The 21,015-nt window shown below is 66.4% G+C and carries 19 protein-coding genes; 14 read left to right on the top strand and 5 right to left on the bottom strand.

Annotation, left to right across the window (positions count from 1 at the left end):
• Positions 1-61 precede the first annotated feature (61 nt).
• The 11 genes from pheS (at position 62) to ABIA30_RS19770 (ending at position 12,517) form a co-directional block, all read left to right on the top strand.
• Complete coding sequence (pheS, locus tag ABIA30_RS19720) at positions 62-1,069, top strand: phenylalanine--tRNA ligase subunit alpha (RefSeq protein WP_370068623.1); 1,008 nt, start codon at positions 62-64, stop codon at positions 1,067-1,069.
• The gene (gene pheT, locus ABIA30_RS19725) at positions 1,069-3,555 is read left to right on the top strand and encodes a phenylalanine--tRNA ligase subunit beta (protein ID WP_370068431.1); all 2,487 of its coding nucleotides are present in this window, start codon (positions 1,069-1,071) and stop codon (positions 3,553-3,555) included. The genes pheS and pheT overlap by 1 nt, the downstream gene beginning before the upstream one ends.
• A gap of 65 nt (positions 3,556-3,620) precedes the next feature.
• A complete protein-coding gene (gene argC, locus ABIA30_RS19730) occupies positions 3,621-4,655 on the top strand; it encodes an N-acetyl-gamma-glutamyl-phosphate reductase (RefSeq protein ID WP_370068433.1) in 1,035 nt (344 codons plus the stop codon).
• Positions 4,631-5,845 carry a bifunctional glutamate N-acetyltransferase/amino-acid acetyltransferase ArgJ gene (gene argJ, locus ABIA30_RS19735; protein WP_370068625.1) on the top strand — a complete coding sequence of 405 codons (1,215 nt, stop codon included), beginning with the start codon at positions 4,631-4,633 and terminating at the stop codon, positions 5,843-5,845. Before argC ends, argJ begins: the two co-directional genes overlap by 25 nt.
• Positions 5,842-6,723, top strand: coding sequence for an acetylglutamate kinase (gene argB / locus ABIA30_RS19740; RefSeq protein WP_370068435.1), 882 nt, complete (start codon positions 5,842-5,844; stop codon positions 6,721-6,723). Before argJ ends, argB begins: the two co-directional genes overlap by 4 nt.
• Positions 6,720-7,913, top strand: coding sequence for an acetylornithine transaminase (locus tag ABIA30_RS19745; protein ID WP_370068437.1), 1,194 nt, complete (start codon positions 6,720-6,722; stop codon positions 7,911-7,913). Before argB ends, ABIA30_RS19745 begins: the two co-directional genes overlap by 4 nt.
• Positions 7,910-8,836 carry an ornithine carbamoyltransferase gene (gene argF, locus ABIA30_RS19750; RefSeq protein ID WP_370068439.1) on the top strand — a complete coding sequence of 309 codons (927 nt, stop codon included), beginning with the start codon at positions 7,910-7,912 and terminating at the stop codon, positions 8,834-8,836. The genes ABIA30_RS19745 and argF overlap by 4 nt, the downstream gene beginning before the upstream one ends.
• A gap of 112 nt (positions 8,837-8,948) precedes the next feature.
• A complete protein-coding gene (locus ABIA30_RS19755; protein ID WP_370068441.1) occupies positions 8,949-9,422 on the top strand; it encodes an arginine repressor in 474 nt (157 codons plus the stop codon).
• Between the two features lie 27 nt (positions 9,423-9,449).
• Positions 9,450-10,649, top strand: coding sequence for an argininosuccinate synthase (locus ABIA30_RS19760; protein ID WP_370068443.1), 1,200 nt, complete (start codon positions 9,450-9,452; stop codon positions 10,647-10,649).
• 86 nt (positions 10,650-10,735) lie between these two features.
• Positions 10,736-12,151: an argininosuccinate lyase gene (argH, locus tag ABIA30_RS19765; RefSeq protein WP_370068445.1), complete on the top strand. Its 1,416-nt coding sequence runs from the start codon at positions 10,736-10,738 to the stop codon at positions 12,149-12,151.
• Between the two features lie 27 nt (positions 12,152-12,178).
• The gene (locus ABIA30_RS19770) at positions 12,179-12,517 is read left to right on the top strand and encodes an HNH endonuclease (protein WP_370068447.1); all 339 of its coding nucleotides are present in this window, start codon (positions 12,179-12,181) and stop codon (positions 12,515-12,517) included.
• On the opposite strand, the gene ABIA30_RS19775 is transcribed toward ABIA30_RS19770, so the two are convergent.
• Complete coding sequence (locus ABIA30_RS19775; RefSeq protein WP_370068449.1) at positions 12,514-14,307, bottom strand: ABC-F family ATP-binding cassette domain-containing protein; 1,794 nt, start codon at positions 14,305-14,307, stop codon at positions 12,514-12,516. The two genes, ABIA30_RS19770 and ABIA30_RS19775, sit on opposite strands and share 4 nt — an antisense overlap.
• 98 nt (positions 14,308-14,405) lie before the next feature.
• Here ABIA30_RS19775 and ABIA30_RS19780 point away from each other — a divergent pair, with 98 nt between their 5' ends.
• The 3 genes from ABIA30_RS19780 to ABIA30_RS19790 all read left to right on the top strand — a co-directional run bounded on the left by ABIA30_RS19780 (position 14,406) and on the right by ABIA30_RS19790 (position 18,132).
• The gene (locus ABIA30_RS19780; RefSeq protein WP_370068451.1) at positions 14,406-17,411 is read left to right on the top strand and encodes an acyl-CoA synthetase; all 3,006 of its coding nucleotides are present in this window, start codon (positions 14,406-14,408) and stop codon (positions 17,409-17,411) included.
• A 75-nt stretch (positions 17,412-17,486) separates the two neighbouring features.
• The gene (locus ABIA30_RS19785) at positions 17,487-17,921 is read left to right on the top strand and encodes a hypothetical protein (protein ID WP_370068453.1); all 435 of its coding nucleotides are present in this window, start codon (positions 17,487-17,489) and stop codon (positions 17,919-17,921) included.
• Positions 17,922-17,925: 4 nt separating this feature from the next.
• Positions 17,926-18,132 (top strand): Trm112 family protein, encoded by a 207-nt coding sequence (locus ABIA30_RS19790; RefSeq protein ID WP_370068455.1) that lies wholly within the window; start codon positions 17,926-17,928, stop codon positions 18,130-18,132.
• Here ABIA30_RS19790 and ABIA30_RS19795 read toward each other — a convergent pair.
• The 4 genes from ABIA30_RS19795 to ABIA30_RS19810 form a co-directional block, all read right to left on the bottom strand.
• Positions 18,129-18,740 carry a TetR family transcriptional regulator gene (locus ABIA30_RS19795; protein ID WP_370068457.1) on the bottom strand — a complete coding sequence of 204 codons (612 nt, stop codon included), beginning with the start codon at positions 18,738-18,740 and terminating at the stop codon, positions 18,129-18,131. The genes ABIA30_RS19790 and ABIA30_RS19795 overlap by 4 nt on opposite strands.
• Entirely contained in the window at positions 18,737-19,492 is a 756-nt protein-coding gene (locus tag ABIA30_RS19800) for an ABC transporter permease (RefSeq protein ID WP_370068627.1), read from the bottom strand. The genes ABIA30_RS19795 and ABIA30_RS19800 overlap by 4 nt, the downstream gene beginning before the upstream one ends.
• Positions 19,489-20,253 carry an ABC transporter ATP-binding protein gene (locus tag ABIA30_RS19805; protein WP_370068459.1) on the bottom strand — a complete coding sequence of 255 codons (765 nt, stop codon included), beginning with the start codon at positions 20,251-20,253 and terminating at the stop codon, positions 19,489-19,491. Before ABIA30_RS19805 ends, ABIA30_RS19800 begins: the two co-directional genes overlap by 4 nt.
• A 519-nt stretch (positions 20,254-20,772) precedes the next feature.
• On the bottom strand, positions 20,773-21,015 hold the full coding sequence (locus tag ABIA30_RS19810; RefSeq protein ID WP_370068461.1) for a hypothetical protein: 243 nt from the start codon (positions 21,013-21,015) through the stop codon (positions 20,773-20,775).

Raw genomic sequence — 21,015 nt, forward strand, 5'->3', positions numbered from 1 at the left:
CTATGATCTCGGGGTGGCTGAGCAGGGCAGTGAGCATTCCGGGGGACTTTCCGAAGAAGAACTGACCGCTGCGGTCGACGCGGCCCGCCGCGCCTTCGACCAGGCCGCTGACCTCGACGCTTTGGCACGCGCCAAGACCGACCACCTGGGCGACAAGGCGCCGATCGCGCTCGCTCGTCAGGCACTGGGCACCTTGCCGAAGGAGGCCCGTTCCGATGCCGGCAAGCGGGTCAACGTCGCGCGCGGAGCCGCGCAGGAGGCTTACGACGCTCGTCTGGTGGTGCTGCGGGCCGAGCGTGACGCGGCGGCACTGGTCGCCGAGCGCATCGACGTCACGCTGCCGTCCACCCGTCAGCCCATCGGTGCGCGGCACCCGATCACGATCCTGGCCGAGAACGTCGCCGACACCTTCGTGGCGATGGGCTGGGAGTTGGCCGAGGGCCCCGAGGTCGAGACCGAGCAGTTCAACTTCGATGCGCTGAACTTCCCGCCGGACCACCCGGCCCGCAGCGAGCAGGACACCTTCCATGTCGCCCCGGACGGTTCGCGGCAGGTGCTGCGCACCCACACCTCGCCGGTGCAGATCCGCGCGCTGCTGGAACGCGAACTGCCCGTGTACATCGTCTCGATCGGCCGCACATTCCGGACCGACGAACTGGACTCCACCCACACCCCGGTGTTCCATCAGGTCGAGGGTCTGGCCGTGGACAAGGGCCTGACCATGGCAAACCTGCGTGGCACCCTCGACGCGCTGGCCCGGGCCCAATTCGGTCCCGAAGGCCGCACCCGGTTCCGTCCGCACTTCTTCCCTTTCACCGAACCGTCGGCCGAGGTCGACGTGTGGTTCCCGGACAAGAAGGGCGGCCCCGGCTGGGTGGAATGGGGTGGCTGCGGCATGGTCAACCCGAATGTGTTGCGGGCCTGCGGCATCGACCCCGACGAATACTCCGGATTTGCCTTCGGCATGGGATTGGAGCGAACCCTGCAGTTCCGCAACGGAATTCCTGACATGCGCGACATGGTCGAGGGTGACGTGCGTTTCTCCCTGCCGTTCGGGGTGGGTGCCTGATGCGTATTCCCTACAGCTGGCTGCGCGAAGCGGTCCAGGCCGGTGCTCCGGGTTGGGACGTGTCACCAGAAGAGTTGGAGCAGGCCTTCATCCGGATCGGCCACGAAGTCGAGGACGTCATCGTCGCTGGGCCGGTCACCGGTCCGCTGACTGTCGGCCGGGTCGTCGAGATCGAGGAACTCACCGAGTTCAAGAAGCCCATCCGGGCCTGCAAGGTCGATGTCGGCGAAGCTGAGCCCCGTGACATCGTCTGCGGTGCAAGGAATTTTGCCGTCGGTGACCTGGTGGTGGCAGCGTTGCCGGGCTGCGTGCTGCCTGGCGACTTCAAGATCGCGACGCGCAAGACCTACGGTCGGGTGTCCGACGGCATGATCTGCTCGGCGGCCGAATTGAACTTCGGCTCCGACCATTCCGGCATCATCGTGTTGCCGCCGGACGCCGCCGAACCCGGTGCCTCCGGCGCCGAGGTGCTGGGCCTGGACGACGTGGTGTTCGACCTCGCCGTCACGCCGGACCGCGGCTACTGCCTGTCGATCCGCGGCATGGCCCGCGAGATCGCCTGTGCTTTCGACCTGGATTTCGTCGACCCCGCCGACGTCCCGGCCTTGCCCGTCGAGGGTGAGGCCTGGCCGCTGACTGTGCAGCCGGGCACCGGCGTGCAGCGTTTCGGGCTGCGTCCGGTGGCCGGTATCGACCCGGCGGCGGTGTCACCGTGGTGGCTGCAGCGTCGTCTACTGCTGTCCGGTATCCGGGCCATCTCGCCGGCCGTCGACGTCACCAACTACGTGATGCTCGAACTGGGTCATCCGATGCACGCCCACGACCGCAGCCTGATCACCGGCGGCTTCGATGTGCGGTTCGCCAAGCCGGGGGAGACCGTCGTCACCCTCGATGATGTTGAGCGCAAACTGGATTCAGGTGACGTGCTGATCGTCGACGACGTGGCCACCGCGGCCATCGGCGGCGTGATGGGCGCCGGCACCACCGAAGTCCGGGACACCACCACTGACGTGCTGTTGGAGGCAGCAGTGTGGGATCCGGCCGCGGTGTCGCGTACCCAGCGCCGGCTGCACCTGGTCAGTGAGGCCAGCCGTCGTTACGAGCGCAGCGTCGACCCGGCGATCTCCCGGGCCGCACTGGATCGCTGCGCTTCGTTGTTGGCCGAGATCGCCGGTGGCACAGTCGAACCCACGCTCACCGACTGGCGCTGCGAGGGCGCCGCGGCGGACTGGTCGCAGCCGCCCGTTGCGATCGCGCTGGACCTGCCGGATCGGTTCGCCGGGGTCGGTTATCCCGAGGGCACCACGGTGCGCAGACTCACTCAGATCGGTGCCGCGGTGACCGTCGAGGGCAACACTGCCACGGTGGTGCCGCCGAGTTGGCGACCTGACATGAAGCAGCCTGCCGACCTGGTTGAAGAAGTGTTGCGACTGGAGGGGTTGGACGCCATTCCGTCGGTGTTGCCGCAGGCCCCTGCCGGCCGTGGTCTGACGCCGACCCAGCAGCGCCGCCGCGCCATCGGGAAGTCGTTGGCGCTGGGCGGCTTCGTTGAGGTTCTGCCGACGCCGTTCCTGCCCGCCGGCGTGTTGGATGCTTGGGGTCTGGACGCCGATGACCCGCGTCGCGCCACTGTTTCGGTGCTCAACCCGCTGGAAGCCGACCGGCCCGAGCTGGCCACCACGCTGCTGCCGGGTCTGCTGGAAGCGTTGGTGCGCAACGTGTCCCGCGGCGCGGCCGATGTTGCGCTGTTCGGTATCGAGCAGGTGGTGCAGGCCACGCCCACCACCCGGGCGCTGGCACCGATCCCAGTGGACCGTCGTCCCACCGACGCAGAGCGCGCCGAGATCGATAGCGCGCTGCCCCGTCAGCCGCTGCACGTAGCAGCTGTACTGACCGGCCTGCGGGAACCCGCCGGGCCATGGGGTGCGGGTCGGGCTGTCGAGGCCACCGATGCCTTCGAAGCGGTGCAGATCATCGCGCGCGCCTGCGGTGTCGAGGTGACGTTGCGTGCCGCGCAGGAACTTCCGTGGCACCCGGGCCGCTGCGCCGAGGTTCTGGTCGGTGACATCGTCGTCGGCTATGCCGGCCAATTGCATCCTGCGGTGATCGAGCGCACCGGGCTGCCCAAGGGCACCTGTGCGGTGGAACTGGATCTCGACGCGATCCCGGTGATCGAGCGGGCGATCGTGCCGTCGGTATCGCCGTACCCAGCGGTGTTCCAGGACGTCAGCTTGATCGTTGCCGGCGAGGTTGCCGCGGCGACGGTGGTGGACGTGGTGCGAGCCGGTGCCGGGGAGCTGCTGGAGGATGTCAGGCTGTTCGACGTCTATACCGGTCCGCAGATCGGCGAGGGCCGTAAGTCGTTGACCCTCGCCCTGCGGTTCCGGGCACCCGACCGGACCCTCACCGAAGACGAGGCCAGCGCGGCCCGTGACGCTGCAGTGGCACTGGCCGCCGAGCAGGTCGGGGCTGAGCACCGCCGCTGACCTGTGTGCGACACGCTCGACTAATTGGTTTGCAAGTTGGTGCATAACCATGCAGAATTGTCGGCATGACTTCTGTGGCTGTCGCCGGCGCCAGCGGCTACGCCGGTGGCGAGATCCTGCGCCTACTCCTGGGCCATCCGGCGTACGCCGATGGCCGCCTCACCATCGGCGCGTTGACCGCCGCCGGCAACGTCGGCACCACGGTCGGTGAGCACCACCCGCACCTGCTGCCGCTGGCGCAGCAGGTCCTGCAGCCGACCGAGGTCGAGGTACTGGCCGGCCATGACGTGGTGTTTCTGGCCTTGCCGCACGGACATTCGGCCGCGCTCGCACAGCAGCTGGGGCCCGACACTCTCATCGTCGATTGCGGCGCCGACTTCCGCCTCACCGATGCGAGCGCCTGGGAGAAGTTCTACGGATCCGAGCACGCGGGCAGCTGGCCCTACGGACTGCCTGAATTGCCCGGGGGCCGTGACAGCCTCAAGGGCACCAAACGTGTTGCGGTACCGGGGTGTTATCCGACCTCGGCGCTGCTGGCACTGGTGCCCGCCGTCGCCGCCGGGCTGGTCGAACCGAAGGTCACCGTGGTGGCGGTCAGTGGTACCTCGGGCGCCGGCCGGGCCGCCAAAGTCGACTTGTCGGCATCCGAGGTCATCGGCTCGGCCCGGGCCTACAACGTCGGCGGCACCCACCGGCACACCCCGGAGATCGCCCAGGGACTGCGGGCAGTCACCGACCAGGACGTGACGGTGTCGTTCACCCCGGTACTGATTCCCACCTCGCGCGGCATCCTGGCCACCTGTACCGCACGCACCACAGCGACCCTCGACGAAATCCGGGCAGCGTACGAAAAGGCCTACGCCAGTGAACCGTTCATTTATCTGCTGCCCGAAGGGCAGCTGCCCAAGACTGGCTCGGTGATCGGCAGCAACGCCGCCCAGATCGCCGTGGCCGTCGACGAGGACGCCCAGACGCTGGTGGCACTGTGCGCCATCGACAACCTGACCAAAGGCACCGGTGGTGCCGCAGTGCAGTCCATGAACCTCGCCCTGGGCTGGCCGGAAACCGAAGGACTATCCACCGTGGGAGTAGCACCGTGACCTTGCATCGCAACCAGGGTGTCACCGCACCCGCAGGCTTCCGGGCCGCCGGGATTGCCGCTGGTATCAAGGCATCTGGCAAGCCGGACCTGGCGCTGGTGTTCAACGAGGGCCCGGACCTCGGCGCCGCTGGCGTGTTCACCCGGAACAAGGTCAAGGCCGCACCGGTGCAGTGGAGCCAGCAGGTGCTGACCACCGGTCGGTTACGGTCGGTGATCCTCAACTCCGGTGGCGCCAATGCCTGTACCGGCCCGGGTGGGTTCCAGGACGCCCATCAGACTGCCGAAGCCGTTGCCGCAGCACTGTCCGATTGGGGCACCGAGACCGGTGCCGTGGAAGTTGCGGTGTGCTCCACCGGACTGATCGGTGACCGGCTGCCGATGGGCAAGGTGCTCGCCGGTGTCACCGACATCGTGCACGAGATGGCCGGCGGCCTGTCCGGCGGAGACGAGGCCGCCCGAGCCATCATGACCACCGACACTGTGCCCAAACAGGTTTCACTGCACCACCCCGACAAGTGGACCGTCGGCGCAATGGCCAAGGGTGCGGGCATGATGGCGCCGTCGCTGGCGACCATGCTGGTGGTCATCACCACCGATGCCGTGGCCGACGCCGAGGCGCTCAACACTGCGCTCAAGCATGCCGCCGCGCGAACCTTCGACCGGCTCGACATCGACGGTAGCTGCTCCACCAATGACACCGTGTTGCTGCTGTCGTCCGGCGCCAGTGAGATCCGGCCCAGCCAAAGCGAACTCGACGCGGCCGTGCTGGCAGTGTGCGACGACCTGTGCGCTCAATTGCAGGCCGACGCCGAAGGCGTGACCAAGCGCATCGCGATCACCGTCAAGGGGGCGGTCAGCGAAGATGAAGCTCTTGTCGGCGCCCGGGCTCTGGCCCGCGACAGTCTGGTCAAGACCGCGCTGTTCGGCTCGGACCCGAACTGGGGCCGGGTGCTGGCCGCCATCGGTATCGCACCCATCGAACTGGAAGCCGACCGGATCAGTGTGTCGTTCAACGGATCTGCGGTGTGTATCGACGGGGCCGGAGCGCCCGGTGCGCGGGACGTGGACCTGTCCGGCAAAGACATCGAGGTCGTCGTCGATCTGAAGATGGGCGACGGCGAGGCAACCATTCGGACCACCGACCTGTCGCACGCCTACGTCGAAGAGAACTCGGCGTACAGCTCATGACCACCGCCGGACTGAGCACGGCGACCAAGGCCGCAGTGCTGGCCGCGGCGCTGCCGTGGCTCAAGCAGTTGCACGGCAAGATCGTCGTGGTCAAGTACGGCGGCAATGCCATGACCGACGACACCCTCAAGGCCGCCTTTGCCGCCGACATGGCCTTCCTGCGCAACTGCGGTATTCAACCGGTCGTCGTGCACGGCGGTGGCCCGCAAATCAGTACCATGCTCAAACGCCTTGGTATCGAAGGCGATTTCAAGGGTGGCTTCCGGGTGACCACGCCTGAGGTGCTCGATGTTGCGCGGATGGTGCTCTTCGGACAGGTCGGCCGCGAACTCGTCGGCCTGATCAATGCGCATGGTCCCTACGCGGTCGGCATCACCGGCGAGGATGCCCAACTGTTCACCGCGGTGCGGCGCAGTGTCACCGTCGACGGTGTTGCCACCGACATCGGTCTGGTCGGCGACGTCGAGCACGTCAACACCGACGCGGTACGCGACCTGATCGCTGCCGGCCGGATCCCGGTGGTGTCCACCATCGCTCCCGACATCGATGGTGTGGTGCACAACATCAACGCCGACACCGCGGCGGCGGCGCTGGCAGAGGCGCTCGGCGCCGAGAAGTTGTTGATGCTCACCGATGTCGAGGGTCTGTACACCGACTGGCCGGACCGCGGCTCCCTGGTCAGCGAGATCGACACGCGCGCACTGGAACAACTATTACCTAGGCTGGAGTCGGGCATGGTGCCCAAGATCGAGGCCTGCCTGCGGGCGGTGACCAACGGGGTGCCAAGTGCCCACGTCATCGACGGCCGGGTCGAACACTGCGTGTTGGTGGAACTGTTCACCGACGAAGGGACGGGGACAAAGGTGGTACCCGCATGATGGAGAACACGACCAAAACTCAGGCGCTGCAAGCCCGTTGGCAGTCGGCGATGATGGACAACTATGGCACTCCGCCGGTGGCGCTGGTCAGCGGCGACGGTGCGGTGGTCACCGATGCCGACGGCAAGTCCTACGTGGACTTCCTGGCCGGCATCGCGGTCAACGTGCTCGGCCATCGGCACCCCGCGGTGATCGAGGCCGTCACTCGGCAGCTGAACACCTTGGGCCACACCTCCAATCTGTATGCCACCGAGCCTGGTATCGCGTTGGCCGAGGCGTTGATCGCGCAACTGGGCGCCGGCGAGGTGACGACGCGCGTGTTCTTCTGCAACTCCGGGGCCGAGGCCAACGAAGCGGCATTCAAGATCACCCGGTTGACCGGGCGCACCAAAATCGTTGCAGCCCAAGGCGCTTTCCACGGTCGCACCATGGGATCGTTGTCGCTCACCGGGCAGCCGGGCAAGCAGGAGCCGTTCCTGCCGCTGCCCGGCGAGGTCACCCACGTGCCATACGGCGACGCCGACGCACTTGCGGCCGCGGTCACCGACGAGACCGCCGCGGTGTTCCTCGAGCCGATCATGGGAGAGGGCGGTGTGGTCACGCCGCCCGCGGGCTACCTGGCCAAGGCGCGGGAGATCACCACTTCTTGCGGTGCGCTCCTGGTGCTCGACGAGGTGCAGACCGGCATCGGCCGCACCGGCACCTTCTACGCCCACCAGTACGACGGCATCACGCCAGACATCATCACCCTGGCCAAGGGTCTCGGCGGAGGTCTGCCGATCGGCGCGTGCGTGGCCATCGGGGAGGCGGCGGGCCTGATGCAACCGGGCATGCACGGCAGCACATTCGGTGGCAACCCGGTGTGTACTGCGGCCGGACTGGCGGTCGTCAAGACCCTCGCTGACGAGGACCTGGTACACCGGGCCGATGCCGCGGGCAAGACCCTGGCGCACGGCATCGAGTCGCTCGGGCATCCACTGGTCGACCATGTGCGGGGCCGCGGGCTGCTGCTCGGCGTGGTGCTGACGGCGCCTCAAGCCAAGGCCGTCGAGACCGCGGCCCGGGACGCCGGGTTCCTGGTCAATGCCGCCGCGGCCGACGTGGTGCGGCTGGCTCCGCCACTTGTCATCACCGACGAACAGATCGACGCATTGCTCACTGCCCTTCCCGGAATCCTGGACGCCTCATGACACTTCGCCATTTCCTTCGCGACGACGACCTGACTCCCGACGAGCAGGCCGAGGTCCTGGCGTTGGCTGCAGAACTCAAGAAGGCGCCGTTCAGCCGCCGGCCGCTGGAAGGGCCCCGCGGCGTGGCAGTGATCTTCGACAAGAACTCCACCCGCACCCGGTTCTCGTTCGAGATGGGCATCGCCCAGCTCGGCGGGCATGCGGTCGTGGTCGACGGTCGCAGCACCCAACTGGGTCGTGAGGAGACCCTGGAGGACACCGGCGCGGTGCTGTCCCGGTACGTCGACGGCATCGTCTGGCGCACCTTCGCCCAGGAACGCCTGACCGCCATGGCATCCGGCGCCACCGTGCCGATCGTCAACGCGCTGTCCGACGAGTTTCACCCGTGCCAGGTGCTGGCCGATCTGCAGACCCTCGCCGAGCGCAAGGGCAAGCTCGAGGGCCTGCACATGTCTTACTTCGGCGACGGCGCCAACAACATGGCGCATTCGCTGATGCTGGGCGGCGTCACCGCGGGCATCAGTGTGACCATCGCGGCGCCGAGCGGTTTCGGGCCCGATCCGCAATTCGTCGAGGCCGCGAGGAAACGGGCCGCCGACACCGGCGCGACCGTCACCGTCACCGACAACGCCGAGGCTGCCGCCGATGGTGCGGACGTTCTGGTTACCGATACCTGGACCTCGATGGGACAGGAGAACGACGGCCTGGACCGGGTTCGCCCGTTCCGTCCGTACCAGATCAACTCGGCACTGCTGGGTCGGGCAAACACGGATGCCGTTGTGCTGCACTGCCTTCCGGCGCACCGGGGTTACGAGATCACCGACGAGGTGATGGACGGCCCGCAGAGCGCGGTGTTCGACGAGGCCGAGAACCGCCTGCACGCCCAGAAGGCGCTGCTGGTCTGGCTGCTGGAACGGCGCTGAGCACATGACTTCCCAGCGAGAAGCCGAAGGCGGTTCGCGCGTGACTTCTCAGCGAGAAGCCGAAGGCGGTTCGCGCGTGACTTCTCAGCGAGAAGCCGAAGGCGGATCGCGCATGACTTCCGCAACGCGGGCTGGACGACAGGCACGCATCGTCGCGCTGCTGTCCAGCAACCCGGTGCGCAGTCAGACCGAACTGGTGGCTCTGCTCGCCGGGGAAGGCATCGAGATCACCCAAGCCACGCTGTCGCGCGACCTGGAGGAACTCGGTGCGGTGAAACTGCGCGGCGCCGACGGGGGAACCGGGGTGTACATCGTCCCCGAGGACGGTAGCCCGGTCAAAGGAGTGACCGGCGGTACCGAGCGGATGTCCCGGCTGCTCGGCGAACTGCTGGTGTCCACGGACGCCAGCGGCAACCTGGCGGTGTTACGTACGCCACCTGGAGCGGCTCACTACCTGGCCAGTGCAATCGACCGGGCGGCCCTGCCCTATGTTGTGGGCACGATCGCCGGTGATGACACCATCGTGGTTGTTGCCCGCGAACCGATGAGCGGCGCCGAGCTCGCCGCCACTTTTGAGAATCTGTAGATAGCTGTACAAGAAGGAGATTGACACATGTCTGAGCGCGTCATCCTGGCGTATTCCGGCGGTCTGGACACCTCGGTCGCGATCAGCTGGATCGGTAAGGAGACCGGCAAAGAGGTCGTCGCCGTGGCCATCGATCTGGGCCAGGGCGGTGAGGACATGGAGGTGGTCCGGCAGCGTGCGCTGGACTGCGGCGCCGTCGAGGCCGTGGTGGTCGATGCCCGCGATGAGTTCGCCGACGAATACTGCCTGCCCACCATCAAGGCCAACGCGCTGTACATGGATCGCTACCCGCTGGTCTCGGCCATCTCGCGGCCGCTCATCGTCAAGCATCTGGTGGAGGCTGCCCGAAGCCACGGCGGCACCGTCGTCGCGCACGGCTGCACCGGCAAGGGCAACGACCAGGTCCGCTTCGAGGTCGGCTTCAACACGCTGGCCCCCGAGCTTGAGGTGATCGCCCCGGTCCGTGACTACGCGTGGACCCGCGAGAAGGCCATCGCCTTCGCGCAGGAGAACGACATCCCGATCAACGTCACCAAGAAGTCGCCTTTCTCCATCGACCAGAACGTCTGGGGCCGGGCCGTCGAGACCGGCTTCCTGGAGGACCTGTGGAACGCCCCGACCAAGGACGTCTACGACTACACCCAGGACCCGACGGTCAACTTCAACGCTCCTGACGAGCTGATCATCAGCTTCGACAAGGGTCGCCCCGTGGCCATCGACGGCCGTCCGCTGAGCGTGCTGGCGATCATCCAGGAGCTCAACACCCGAGCCGGCGCGCAGGGTGTGGGCCGCCTCGACGTGGTCGAGGACCGCCTGGTCGGCATCAAGTCCCGCGAGATCTACGAGGCCCCGGGCGCCATGGTGCTGATCACCGCGCACACCGAGCTCGAGCACGTGACGCTGGAGCGTGAACTGGGCCGGTACAAGCGTGGGGTGGACCGCAAGTGGGGCGAGTTGACGTACGACGGCCTGTGGTACAGCCCGCTGAAGGCCTCGCTGGAGGCCTTCGTCGAGCACACCCAGCAGCACGTGTCCGGCGACATTCGGCTGCTGCTGCACGGTGGGCACATCACGGTCAACGGCCGGCGCTCGGGTGAGTCGCTGTACGACTTCAACCTGGCCACCTACGACGAGGGCGACAGCTTCGATCAGAGCGCGGCCAAGGGCTTCGTGCAGCTGCACGGTCTGAGCTCGAAGATCTCCGCCAAGCGCGACCTCGGCCTGTAAGTCACCTCTACTCGCGAACAGACGCTAATGTCCCCAAAACCTCGGCGTGTCGGGTACATACGCGTCTGCTCGCGGAAGGAACGGACATGAGTTCGACCAACGAAGGCTCCCTGTGGGGCGGCCGCTTCGCCTCCGGCCCTTCCGAAGCGCTTGCCGCACTGAGCAAGTCGACGCACTTCGACTGGGCACTGGCGCCGTACGACGTCACCGCATCCAAGGCGCACGTCCGGGTGCTGTTCGGGGCCGGGTTGCTCACCGAAGAGCAGCGCGACGGCTTGCTGGCCGGGTTGGACAGCCTCGGCAACGACGTCGCCGACGGCAGCTTCGGGCCGCTGCCGACGGACGAAGACGTGCACGGTGCGCTGGAACGCGGGCTGATCGACCGGGTCGGAGACGACCTGGGGGGGCGGCTGCGCGCGGGCCGGTCCCGAAATGACCAGGTGGCCACCCTGTTCCGGATGTGGCTGCGGGACGCCATCAAGACCATCGGCGACGGCGTGCTTGACGTCGTCGCCGCGCTGGCGACGCAGGCCGCTGCACACCCGACGGCCATCATGCCCGGCAAGACGCACCTGCAGTCTGCTCAACCGGTGCTGCTGGCCCATCACCTGCTGGCCCACGCCCATCCGCTGCTGCGTGACGTCGATCGGCTGTTGGATCTGGACAAGCGGGCTGCGGTATCGCCTTATGGCTCAGGAGCATTGGCAGGTAGTTCGCTCGGGCTCGACCCCGACGCCATCGCCGCGGACCTGGGTTTCGATGCGGCCGCCGACAATTCGATCGACGCGACATCGTCACGGGATTTCGCGGCCGAAGCGGCCTTCGTTTTTGCCATGATCGGGGTGGATCTGTCCCGGCTGTCCGAGGACATCATCCTGTGGAGCACAACGGAATTCGGCTACGTGCGGTTGCACGACTCGTGGTCGACCGGCAGTTCGATCATGCCGCAGAAAAAGAACCCGGATATCGCCGAGCTGGCGCGTGGCAAGTCCGGCCGGCTGATCGGCAACCTCGCCGGCCTGCTGGCCACCCTCAAAGCCCAGCCGCTCGCGTACAACCGCGATCTGCAGGAGGACAAGGAACCGGTCTTCGATTCGGTAGCGCAGCTCGGCCTGCTGTTGCCGGCGATGGCCGGGCTGGTCGGCACCCTGGCCTTCGACACCGACCGGATGGCGCAGCTGGCACCGCTGGGCTACACGCTCGCCACCGACATCGCGGAATGGATGGTGCGCCAAGGTATTCCGTTCCGCGTCGCGCATGAGGCGGCCGGCGCCGCGGTCAAGGCTGCCGAGGCCCGAAACGTCGGACTCGAGGAGTTGGCCGACGACGAGCTGGCCGGCATCCACCCGGGGCTGACCGCGGAAGTGCGGGACGTGTTGACCATCGCCGGCTCGGTGGACTCCCGCGACGCCCGCGGCGGCACCTCGCCGGTTCAGGTTGCCAATCAGCTCGGCGCGCTGCGCGACACCGCCGATCAGTTGCGGGTCCGCTTACGCGGTTGAGCGCGCAGGCGGCCGTAGGCTCGTACGATGCCAGCCCGCAGCCGCGCCGCGGTATACGCCAGACGTCGCAAGCGTCGAATGGCGAAGGTCGACCATGACCTGACGGCGCAGCAATGGGCGGCTCTGCAACGGGTTTGGGGTGGATGCGCCTATTGCGGGGCGCAAGACGCCGATCTGCAGAAAGACTGTGTGCAGCCCATCTCTCGCGGCGGGCGGTACACGCTGGACAACGTGGTGCCGGCCTGCCGGTCCTGCAATGCCAGCAAGTGCAATGCCGAGGTCACCGGCTGGTTGCGCCGAAAGAAGTTGGACGAAGGCAGGTTTCTGCTCAAGCAGGCCACGGTCGCCAGGGAGCTGGCGACCTAGGACAGTTCCTCGGACAGCTCCATCCAGCGTTCCTCCAGGCCGGTCACTTCGGACTCCAGTTCCCGAAGTGCGCCGGTAAGACGTTGCAGCCCTTCGTAATCACCCTGATCGTGCTCGGCGAAGCGTTGATGCGCGGTATCGATCTGCCCGGCCAACTTCTCCAGTCGTCGCTCGATCGCGGTGAGTTCTTTCTGGGCCGCCCGCAATTCGGCACCGGACAGTCCTGCCGAGGCGTCCGCGACCGGCTTGGCCACCGCGGCCCCGGTCTGGGCCGCGTGGGAGGCCCGCAACCGCAGGTATTCGTCTACCCCGCCGGGCAGGTGACGCAACCTGCCACCGAGGATCCCGTACTGCTGGTCGGTGACCCGCTCCAGGAAGTAGCGGTCGTGGCTGACCACGATGAGCGTCCCGGGCCAGGAGTCGAGCAGATCCTCCATCGCGGTCAGCATGTCGGTGTCCAGGTCGTTGGTCGGCTCGTCCAGGATCAGCACATTGGGCTGTTCCAGCAGTATCAGCAGCAATTGCAGTCGACGCTGCTGACCGCCGGAGAGATCCTTCACCGGAGTGGACAGCTGAGCGCTGGCAAAGCCGAGTCGTTCCAGGAGCTGGCTCGGGGACAGCTCCTGTGCCTTGGAGCCCGACCCGAACATGTAGGTGGTCGCCAGCCGGTTCAGCACCACCCGCACCGGCTCGTCGAGATGCTCGGCCAGTTTTTCCATTCCCTGAGTGAGGGTGGCGACCTGCACGGTCTTGCCGTGTTTGACCCGGCCGCCGGTCGGTTCGACCGAACCGTCGATCAGGCCGAGCAATGTCGACTTGCCGGCGCCGTTGACCCCGAGGATGCCGGTGCGCTCACCCGGTGCGATCCGCCATTCGATCTCGTGCAGCACCTCGCGCTCGTCGTAGCTCACCGATGCGTCCAAGAGGTCCACGACCTGCTTGCCGAGGCGGGTGACCGCCAGCGATTGCAGCGCCACCGTGTCGCGGATCTCGGGTACATCGGCGATCAGCGCGTTGGCGGCGTCGATCCGGAACTTCGGCTTGGAGGTACGGGCCGGGGCGCCGCGACGCAGCCATGCCAGCTCTTTGCGGGCGAGGTTCTGCCTGCGTGCCTCGCTGGCAGCGGCCTGCCGGTCTCGTTCCACGCGCTGCAGGATGTACGCGGCGTAGCCGCCCTCGAACGGTTCGACGATACGGTCGTGCACCTCCCAGGTGGCGTTGCAGACCTCGTCGAGGAACCACCGGTCGTGGGTCACCACCAGCAGCCCGCCGGCATTGGCGGCCCACCGCTTCTTCAGGTGGGCGGCCAGCCAGGTGATCGCCTCGACATCGAGGTGGTTGGTCGGCTCGTCCAGCACCAGCACGTCGTCGTCGGCGGCGAGCAGTCTGGCCAGGGCCACCCGGCGTCGCTGGCCGCCGGACAGCGTGCCCAGCACGGCATGCCAATCCAGGTCGCCGAGCAGTCCGGCAATGACGTCACGGCCGCGGGGATTCCCGGCCCATTCGTGCTCGGGCAGATCGCCGACAACCGCGTGTCCGACGGTATCGGTGTGGTCGAGGGTGTCGCCCTGGTCGAGCATCCCGATGCGGACGCCACCGCGCACTGTGACCCGGCCGGCGTCCGGCTTCAGCCGGCCGCCCAGCATGGCCAGCAGACTCGATTTGCCGTCGCCGTTACGGCCGACGATGCCGATCCGGTCGCCTTCTTCGACGCCGAGCGTCAGCGAATCGAAGACCACACGGGTCGGGTACTCGAGATGCAGGGCTTCAGCCCCTAATAGGTGCGCCATCAGCCGCCGATCATAGGTGGCCGACGAATCGGTGCGGTGCTGGCCGTTCGCCCGGAGCCACCAGCGCGTTGTGCCATGATGACCAGGTAATTCGGGGGATGGGTACCGAAGTGACCAGTAGGGAGTGCGCGGTGGTGGACTTTTCGGCATTCACCGGGCCAGTCGAGCGGTTGGTGGCAACGGCCCAGAACGGGCTCGAGGTCTTGCGATACGGGGGGTTGGAGACCGGCTCGGTGCCCTCGCCGTGCCAGATCGTCGAAAGCGTGCCGATGTACCGACTGCGGCGGTACTTTCCGCCGGACACTCGGCCGGGCGCGACGCCGGCCGGTTCGCCCGTATTGATGGTGCACCCGATGATGATGTCCGCCGACATGTGGGACGTCACGCGTGACGACGGCGCGGTCGGCATCTTGCACGCCGCCGGGATCGATCCCTGGGTCATCGACTTCGGCTCCCCGGATGAGATCGAGGGCGGGATGAACCGTAACCTCGCCGATCACGTGGTCGCGCTCAGTGAGGCCATCGACACCGTCAAACGCGTCACCGGTCGCGACGTGCACCTCGCGGGGTACTCGCAGGGCGGCATGTTCGCCTACCAGACGGCTGCGTACCGCGAGTCCCGGGACCTGGCCAGCATCGTGGCTTTCGGTTCACCGGTCGACACGCTGGCCGCGCTGCCGATGAACCTGCCGGCCGGATTGGCAATCGGTGCAGCCGATTTCATGGCGGACCACGTGTTCAGCCGCCTCAATATTCCGGGTTGGCTGGCGCGCAGCGGCTTTCAGATGCTCGACCCGATCAAGACCGCGCAGTCCCGGCTGGACTTCCTGCGCCAGTTGCACGATCGCGAGGCGCTGTTGCCACGTGAACAGCAGCGGCGGTTCCTGTCCAACGATGGTTGGATCGCCTGGTCCGGCCCGGCGATCGCCGAGCTGCTCAAGCAGTTCATCGCCCACAACCGGATGATGAGCGGTGGCTTTTCCATCCATGGCAAGTTGGTCACCCTCAGTGACATCACCTGTCCGGTGCTCGCGGTGGTCGGCGAGGTCGACGACATCGGTCAGCCGGCCGCGGTGCGGGGCATCAAGCGCGCGGCGGCGCAGGCCGATGTCTACGAATACCTCATCCGGGTCGGCCATTTCGGTCTTGTCGTCGGTTCCAAGGCGGCCACCCAGAGCTGGCCGACCGTGGCCTCCTGGGTCAACTGGATCAACGGCGAAGGCGACCTGCCGGCCGACGTGGTGCCGATGCCGTTGCAGTCCGACATGCCCAGCGAGAGTGTGCCGTTGGCCACGCGAGTGGCTCATGGCGCCGCGTCCGCGACGGAGATGACGTTCACCCTGGCCAGTACGGCGGCCGGTGCGTTGGTCTCGGCCGGGAGATCGGCACGGGCCCTGGCGATCGAGACGATGCGCACTCTGCCTCGCTTGGCGCGACTCGGTCAGATCAACGATCACACGCGAATCTCGTTGAGCCGCATCATCACCGAGCAGGCCGAGGCATCACCGCAAGGCGAATTCCTGTTGTTCGACGGCCGGGTGCACACCTATGAGGCAGTCGACCGACGCATCAACAACGTGGTGCGTGGCCTGATCGAGGTCGGAGTCCGTCAGGGCACCCGGGTGGGTGTGTTGATGGAGACCCGGCCCAGTGCGCTGGTGGCCATTGCCGCATTGTCGCGATTGGGTGCGGTGGCGGTGCTGATGCCGCCCGACGCGGACTTGGCGGTGGCGGCTCGCCTTGGTGGGGTATCCGAGATCATCTCGGACCCAAGCAATTTGGACGCTGCACGGCGGCTGCAAATGCGGGTGCTGGTGCTCGGTGGCGGTGAGAATCGCGATCTGCACGCGGCCGGGGACGCCGATATCGTCGACATGGAGAAGATCGATCCGGACGTGGTGGAGCTACCCGGCTGGTATCGGCCGAATCCGGGCTACGCCCAGGATCTGGCCTACATCGCGTTCGCCAACGTCGCGGGCGAGCTGGTGGCCCGGCAGATCACCAACTTCCGGTGGGCGTTGTCCGCCTTCGGTACCGCTTCGGCCGCCAACCTCGGTACCGGCGACACCGTGTACTGCCTGACGCCGCTGCACCACCAATCCGGTCTGTTGGTATCGCTGGGCGGTGCCGTCGTCGGCGGTACCCGGATCGCACTGTCGCGCGGGCTGCGGCCGGATCGCTTCGCACACGAGCTGCGGCAATACGGGGTGACCGTGGTGTCATACACCTGGGCCATGCTGCGCGACGTCATCGACGATCCGTCCTTTGAGCTCAAGGGAACTCACCCGGTGCGGTTGTTCATCGGCTCGGGTATGCCGTCGGGCCTGTGGCGCCGGGTCGAAGAGGAATTCCACCCGGCTCAGGTCGTCGAGTTCTTCACCACCACCGACGGCCAGGCGGTCCTGGCCAACGTGTCGGGCGCCAAGATCGGTAGCGAGGGCCGGCCGCTGCCCGGCGGTGGCCAGATTGCGTTGGCCGCCTACGACATCGACGACGACCTGATTCTCGAGGACGAGGACGGCTTCGTGGCCCGGGCCGAGCCCAACGAAGTTGGTGTGCTGCTGGCCAATCCGCGCGGCCCGGTCGACCCGACGGCGGCGGTCAAGCGCGGTGTATTCGCGCCCGGCGACACCTGGGTGTCCACCGAGTTCCTGTTCCGCCGCGATGAGGACGGCGACTACTGGATGGTCGACAACCGTCGGTCGACGATTCGTACCCCGCGTGGGGCGGTCTTCGGCAAGGAGATCAGCAATGCGCTGGGGCGGCTCGACGCCATCGACATCGCGGCGACCTATCGCGTCGATGTCGGTGAGCGGCAGTTGGCAGTGACGGCTCTGAGTTTGCGCCCGGGCAGCACCGTGCAGGCGGCCGAGTTGTCCGAGGCGTTCGCCGAGTTGCCCGTGGGCGTGGCGCCCGATGTCGTGTACATCGCGCCGGAGATGCCGCTGAACGCCTCGTATCGGCCGGTGCTCAATACGTTGCGGGCCATCGGTGTCCCGACTCCGTCGATGTCGGGCTGGTACTTCGATGGCGAGAACGCCACGTTCGAGCCGCTGACAGCGGCGGCTTACACGGACCTGACCGGCCGGGATCCGTCTGAGTAGACGGGCGGCTGAGGGCATCCACGCTGTTAGGCTGCGGTCACGGGAGTTGATCGGGATATCTGGAACGGAGGACGGATGACGACGCACTTCTGGCGTTCTACCGTCGCCGGCATGCTCGCCGCCGGTGTTGTATTGGCGGGCTCGACGGCTGGAGCGGGCCTGGCGAATGCCGACGTGATCACCGATATCGATCAGCAGTACGACATCGGCTCCAGCGGCGGTGAGATTTCGCAGTTGATCCACTCGGTGGTCTCGCTGCGCTCTCAGGGGTTCGGTCCGTCGAAGGGCAATATGTCCGATATCCAGGCTGCGTTGGATCAGCGTCCCAACGAGATGCCGTTGATCCAGGCGTTGAAGGACACCCTGGCGTTCCAGAAACGCAACAAGTCGCGGGCCAACAGTGCGCAGCCGCAGAACCCGCAGGGGATCGTGATCGGTGGCACTCCCGGTGGCCTGCCTCCGGGCCTCGTACCCAACACCGGTGGGTCCAACATCTCGCTGGGTGGGTAGCGGCATGATCGATGAGGCTTTGCGCCGGATCCTGGTGTGCCCGAAGGACCGCGGACCGTTGCTGCTGATCGGCGATGAGTCGCTCTACAACCCACGGCTGCGGCGGGCTTACCGGATCGACGCCGGCGTGCCGGTGTTGTTGATCGACGAGGCTGTCGACATCACCGACGACGCCGAGCATCAGCGGCTGCTGGAGCGAGCAGCCGACTAGCCGAGGTCGGGCAGCTCTCCGGTGAGGTAGCGCTGCAGATTGGGGCCGATGATGTCGGCGACCTGTTGTGCCGGAAGTGATCTGAACGGCTCCAACTCCAGGATGTAGCGTGCCATCGCCACACCCACCAATTGCGACGCCACGAATTGGACGCGGATTCTCCCGCTGCCGGGCGGACTGTCTACACGCGGACCGACTTCCGCGGCGATGATCTCCTGGATGAACGATCTCAGCAGGGTGACGTCGGCGCCGGCCAGCATGGACCGCAGCGTCGCGATGAATCCGGCGCCGAGTTCTGAGTCCCACAGTGGAATCAGCAGTGATGGCAGGGTGTGACCGAGTTGGTCGAGGGGAGTCTCACGCAGCGGACCGAGCACGGCCATCGGGTCGATCGGGATCTGTACGGCTGCGGCGAACAGTTGCTGTTTGTTGCCGAAGTAGTGGTGGACCAGTGCCGAGTCGACATCGGCCGCCGTCGCGATCGCCCGTATCGATGTCTTGTCGAACCCGTTGCGCGCAAATAACTCTCGCGCCGAATTCAGAATGCGTTCGCGGGTATCGGTATTGCCGGCGGGTCGGCCGGGGCGCTTGGGGCGCGTCGTGGTCATGGGGTCCTTCGGCGTAACGTGGCGGCTGCCAGGCCCAGGGTGGCCAGGGCGAAGGCGATCACGATCGCGATGTCCTGGATTGCGGTGGCCGTGGTTTCGGTGTGGGTGGCCACCTGTTGGAGCGCTTCGAGCGCGTAGGTTGCAGGCAGTGCGTCGCTGATCCAGCGCAACCAGTCCGGCAGCACCTCGCGGGGAACGATGATGCCGCACAACAACAATTGCGGCACGATCACCACCGGCATGAACTGCACGGCCTGGAATTCGGTGCGGGCGAAGGCGCTGCACAGCAGGCCCAGTCCGACGCCCAGCACCGCATTGACGATCGCGATCAAGACCACCAGAGCCGGACTGCCGGCGGTATGAAAGTCCAGGAACCAGAACGAGACTGCGCACGCCAGTGCCGCCTGCGCGGCGGCGGCGAGGGAAAAAGCCGATCCGTAGGCGGCCAGCAGATCGAACCGGCGCAGCGGAGTGGTGAGAATGCGTTCGAGCGTTCCCGATGCCCGCTCGCGCTGCATGGTGATCGAGGTGATCAGGAACATCACGATCAACGGGAACAAGCCGAGCAGGATCAGGCAGGCATTGTTGAACGGTGACGGCATGAACGGCGGATGCGGCATATCGTGAAACATGAAGTACATCAAGGTGATAACTGCGCTGGGTACCACGAGGATCATGGCCATACTGCGGTGGTCGCCGGCCAGTTGGCGCAGGATCCGGTTGGTGGTGGCCAGGTAGGGCTGCAGGTTCATCCAGCCCGCGCGGTGGTGCTGCGCCGGATGACTGTCAGGAACGCTTCCTCCAGTGATGAGCACGAGGTGTCCTCCCGTAGTCGGGCCGGTGTGGTCTGGGCCAGGAGTCGGCCCTCCCGCATCAGCAGCAGTTCTTTGCAATGGTCGGCTTCATCCATGACGTGACTGGAAACCAGCAGTGTGGTGCCGGCGCTGGCCAAATGCTGGAACTGATCCCACAGGTCGACGCGGAGCACCGGGTCCAGACCGACCGTCGGTTCATCCAGCACCAGCAGGTCGGGCGCGGACACCAGTGCACAGGCCAACGACACGCGAGTGCGTTGGCCACCGGAAAGGTTGTTGCACAACGATGTTCGGTGTGTCTGGAGATCGACGGCCGTTACCGCGTCGTCGGCGGCGGCCTTGGTGGTACCGGTCAGCGCCGCAAAATACCGAACGTTGTCGATCACCCGCAGGTCGTTGTAGATGGTGGGCTCTTGGGTGACGTAGCCGACGCGGCGACGCAGACCGGCCGATCCGGCGGGTCGATCAAGGACGGTGACCGTTCCCTTGGCGATGATCTGGGTTCCCACGACGCAGCGCATCAGTGTGGTCTTGCCGCACCCGGAAGGGCCCAGCAGGCCGGTGATGGTGCCTCGTCTGACCTGCAAGGAGACATCGTCGATGGCGGTGTGCTTGCCTCGGATGACGGTCAGGTGCTCGACGCTCAAGGCGGCATCTGGCTTCGGGTGGATAAATTCATCCGGCGATGAAATCATCATGTGATGAATAATTCCCCCAGGTGATCTGGGTTGTCAATGGTGTGTGTGTTGTCACTTCTCAATCTGCGTGGCAATTCGTCATTTGAGATGGCAGAACTTGGCAAAGTTGCCATCTCGATGAGAGCTCACGTCGGTGGCCCCGCCTCCGCAGGATTTCTGACTGCTGAGCGCTGACGGTCCTTCGTTCTCGACGCCTTGGGCATCGCAAGAAGGGCGTCTCTGCTTCATCTGGCGCAGCGGCTGGCCTGGCGTTGCTCTCGATGGCCTTGAATATCACACTGTGGCAACATTATTGGTGTTGACACGGGCCGCTATCGTCAAGATGAGGGTAGTGGTACCCAACGTAAGTGGGCATTATCGGCGGTTGGAGGCCACAATCACTCGCTTGTGTCAGGCGATGGCCGACGGCCGACGGCGTCTACCGCTCCCGACGGCCGCCAGCAGTGGCTTGGTCTATGGTGACGTCGTTCGACAACGCACGCGGACGCGGAGTGAACACCGAAGCGCTGGGGCGTGATGTCAGCTCGGACCATCGTCATCGATGTTGTCCGGTTTTAAGCCGAACGGGTTTGTCATGTAATGCGACGCAAGCAACCGATCGGCGGTAGTAGCGGTGTCATCGACTTGCGGAACTATCTCATCAGTCGACTGGGTGCGTTCGTGTTCCTCTAACGACAGGCGCAGTGCCTGCGCGTAAGAAATGCCCGGGTGCTCGGCTTGGTATCTGCGCGCTTCGCGCTTGGCGCGGGCATTCTTTACCAC

It is taken from the genome of Mycobacterium sp. MAA66, from assembly GCF_041261665.1.
Taxonomy (GTDB): domain Bacteria; phylum Actinomycetota; class Actinomycetes; order Mycobacteriales; family Mycobacteriaceae; genus Mycobacterium.